Below are 3,461 nucleotides of genomic sequence, written 5' to 3' on the forward strand. Positions count from 1 at the left end.
CCCCACCCCGGCCCCGTCGGGGAGCGGGTCCGCGCGCCGAGCGGTTGGCGGGTCCGCGCGCCGAGCGGTCGTGGGGGAGAATCGCCGCATGCCCGTCCAGCCAGCGCAGCGAGCCGTCACGGTCCGCGTGCCCGCCAAGGTCAATGTGCAGCTCGCCGTGGGCGCCCCGCGCCCCGACGGGTTCCATGATCTGGCCAACGTCTTCCTCGCCGTCGGCCTCTACGACCACGTCACCGCCACGCCGTCGCCCACCCCCGGCGTCACGGTCAGCTGCTCGGGGCCGGGGAGCGAGCTCGTGCCGTTGGACGGCGGCAACCTGGCGGTGCGGGCCGCCGAGGCGTTGGCCGGTCACCACGGGGTGGCGGCCGCCGTTCACCTGCACATCGAGAAGGACATCCCGGTGGCCGGCGGCATGGCCGGCGGTAGTGCCGACGCCGCCGGGGCGCTGGTGGCCTGTGACGCGCTGTGGGGCACCGGCACCTCCCGCGCCGAGCTGCTCGCGCTCTGCGCGGAGCTCGGCTCGGACGTGCCGTTCAGCCTCGTCGGCGGCGCCGCGCTGGGGCGGGGCCGTGGGGAGCGGCTGACCGAGCTGCCGGTGGCCGGCACGTTCCACTGGGTGTTCGCCCTCGCCGACGGCGGCCTGTCGACCCCCGAGGTCTACCGCGCCTGCGACCGGCTGCGCGGTGCGACGCCGGTGCCCGAGCCCGAGGCCGACCCGGCGCTGCTGGCCGCGCTGCGCGACGGGGACGCGCACGCCCTGGCGGCGGTCCTCGTCAACGATCTCCAGCCGGCCGCCGTCGAGCTGCGTCCCTCGCTGGCCGCCACCCTGGCGGCGGGGCTGGCCGGTGGTGCGCTGGCCGGGCTGGTGTCCGGTTCCGGGCCGAGCTGCGCGTTCCTCGTCGCCGATGCCGAGTCGGCCGAGCTGGTGGCCAAGTCGCTGCGGGCCTCCGGCACCTGTCGGGCCGCCCGGGTGACGAACGGGCCGGCTCCCGGGGCGACTACCATCGGCTCCCATGCCTGAACCGTCGTCCAAGCCGAGTGGGAAGCCGACCGGAAAGCCAGCCGCCAAGGCGGCCGGCAAGCCGGCCAGGAACCTTGTCAACCTGGAGGCCGTCCGCAAGGTCTTCGGCACCAGGACCCTGCTGGACGGGGTGTCGCTGGGCGTCGGCGAGCACGACCGGATCGGCGTCGTGGGCCGCAACGGCGACGGCAAGACCACGTTGATCAGGGTGTTGGCCAGGCTGGAGCCGGCCGACGACGGGCGGGTCACCCACCTGGGCGGGCTGCGTCTGGGGCTGCTCGCGCAGCACGACGCCCTCGATCCGGCCGCCACCGTCCGGCAGGAGGTCATCGGCGACCTCGCCGACCACGAGTGGGCCGGCGAGCCGCGCGTCCGCGACGTGCTGACCGGCCTGTTCGGCGGCCTCGACCTGCCCGGCTTCCCGGCCGGGCTCGACACGGTGATCGGCCCGCTCTCCGGTGGCGAGCGGCGGCGGATCGCGCTCGCGAAGCTGCTGATCGCCGAGCAGGACCTGATCGTCCTCGACGAGCCGACCAACCACCTCGACGTCGAGGGCATCGCCTGGCTCGCCGAGCATCTGGCGGCCCGCCGCTCCGCGCTCGTCGTCGTCACCCACGACCGGTGGTTCCTCGACCGGGTCTGCACCCGGATGTGGGACGTGCAGCGCGGCCAGGTCCACGCCTACGACGGCGGCTACAGCGACTACGTGTTCGCCCGCGCCGAGCGGGAGCGGATCGCCGCCACCGAGGAGAGCAAGCGGCAGAACCTGATGCGCAAGGAGCTGGCCTGGCTGCGGCGCGGCGCCCCGGCCCGCACCAGCAAGCCGCGGTTCCGCATCGAGGCGGCCAACGCGCTGATCGCCGACGTGCCGGAGCCGCGCGACGGCGCCGAGCTGATGAAGTTCGCCAGCGCCCGGCTCGGCCGCACCGTCTACGACCTGGAGGACGTGACGGTCAGGGCCGGCGACCGCACCCTGCTCTCGCACCTCACCTGGCAGTTGGGCCCCGGCGACCGGATCGGTCTGGTCGGCGTCAACGGCGCGGGCAAGACGTCGTTGCTGCGGGCGATGGCGGCCGGCCGGGCGGCGGCCGGCACCATCACCGTCGGCCAGACCGTGCGGCTCGCCTACCTCTCCCAGGAGGTCGCCGAACTCGACCCGGAGTGGCGGGTGTTGCAGGCGGTGGAGCAGGTGCGGGGCCGGGTCGACCTGGGCGGGGGCCGGGAGATGACGGCGTCCCAGCTGTGCGAGCGGTTCGGCTTCGGCAAGGAGCGGCAGTGGACGCCGGTGGGCGACCTGTCGGGCGGCGAGCGTCGGCGGCTCCAGATCCTGCGGCTGCTGATGGACGAGCCGAACGTGCTGTTCCTCGACGAGCCGACCAACGACCTGGATATCGAGACGCTGACCCAGCTGGAGGACCTGCTGGACGGCTGGCCCGGGTCGATGGTGGTCATCAGCCACGACCGGTTCTTCGTCGAGCGGGTCACCGACCGGGTGTTCGCGTTGCTGGGCGACGGCACGCTGCGGATGTTGCCGCGCGGCATCGACGAGTACCTGGAGCGGCGTGCCGCGCGCCGCGAGGCCGAGGCCGCGCCCGTGCCGGTGGCGGCCGCCCCGGCCGCGCCGGCGGCCAAGCCGGCGCAGCTCTCCCGGGCCAGCCAGAAGGAGATCCAGCGCATCGAGCGGCAGTTGGAGCGGATCGGCGAGAAGGAGGCGACGCTGCACGGCGAGATGGCCGAGCACGCCACCGACTTCCAGCGGATGGCCGAGCTCGACGCCCAGCTGCGCGAGCTGGGCGGGCAACGGGACGAGCTGGAGACCCGCTGGCTGGAGCTGGCCGAGGGCACCTGAGGCAGACCTGGTGAGGTTCGGTGCGGTTGGCGGCGCCCCGAAGGGGCGCGGGGCGGTGGCGCGTACAGGGGCGCTCCCCCGAGCACTCCGCGCAGGGGGCACTCCCTCCCGGACGGAGTCCGGCCGCAGGCATGGGGGTACCTCCCGGACGGAGTCCGGGGGAGGCTCTGCCTCGCGGGCGCGACCAGCCACGAAGGACCCGCGGGTGGTGTACCGGTCTTCCCGCGGAGCGCTCGGCGGGACGAGCGGTGGTAGAAAGTCCGTCTGGCGCACCGCCGACCGTCGTTGAGGGACCGATGCCATCGTCGCCATCGTCGCCGCAGCCGTCTCCCCGCTGCCGTGCGCCCGGCTGGCCGCCGGGGCGGCGGGGACTGGTGCTCGCGGCCCTGCTCGCCCTGCTGTTGAGCGGGAGCGTGGCCGTGCGGGGGCCGTCGTGGGACGGGGGTCCGGCCGGCGAGTGGCCCATCGCGTCGCCGTCGGCCCGGCCGCCGGCGGCCGGGGGCACGCCGGCCCGGCTGGTCTGGGACGACGAGGCACCGCCGGTGGCCGGCCGTCCGGGCGTCCGCCGGTGGGCCGGGGGCGACTGGGTGG

Annotated in this window: 2 protein-coding genes and 1 pseudogene; all 3 read left to right on the top strand. The window is 75.4% G+C overall.

What is annotated here, in order from left to right; translation table 11 throughout:
* The first annotated feature begins 88 nt into the window (after positions 1-88).
* Positions 89-1,021: a 4-(cytidine 5'-diphospho)-2-C-methyl-D-erythritol kinase gene (locus E1283_RS33965; RefSeq protein ID WP_132822018.1), complete on the top strand. Its 933-nt coding sequence runs from the start codon at positions 89-91 to the stop codon at positions 1,019-1,021.
* Entirely contained in the window at positions 1,014-2,870 is a 1,857-nt protein-coding gene (locus E1283_RS33970; RefSeq protein WP_132822019.1) for an ABC-F family ATP-binding cassette domain-containing protein, read from the top strand. The genes E1283_RS33965 and E1283_RS33970 overlap by 8 nt, the downstream gene beginning before the upstream one ends.
* 296 nt (positions 2,871-3,166) lie before the next feature.
* A pseudogene (locus tag E1283_RS38365) lies at positions 3,167-3,461 on the top strand (hypothetical protein); the annotation flags it as partial.

Origin of the sequence: Streptomyces hainanensis, assembly GCF_004348415.1 — a bacterium.
GTDB lineage: Bacteria > Actinomycetota > Actinomycetes > Streptomycetales > Streptomycetaceae > Streptomyces > Streptomyces hainanensis.

Bases quoted from the DNA above. Each gene is read 5' to 3' on its own strand.
- E1283_RS33970 (WP_132822019.1), top strand. From the start codon at position 1,014: ATGCCTGAACCGTCGTCCAAGCCGAGTGGGAAGCCGACCGGAAAGCCA.
- E1283_RS33965 (WP_132822018.1), top strand. From the start codon at position 89: ATGCCCGTCCAGCCAGCGCAGCGAGCCGTCACGGTCCGCGTGCCCGCC.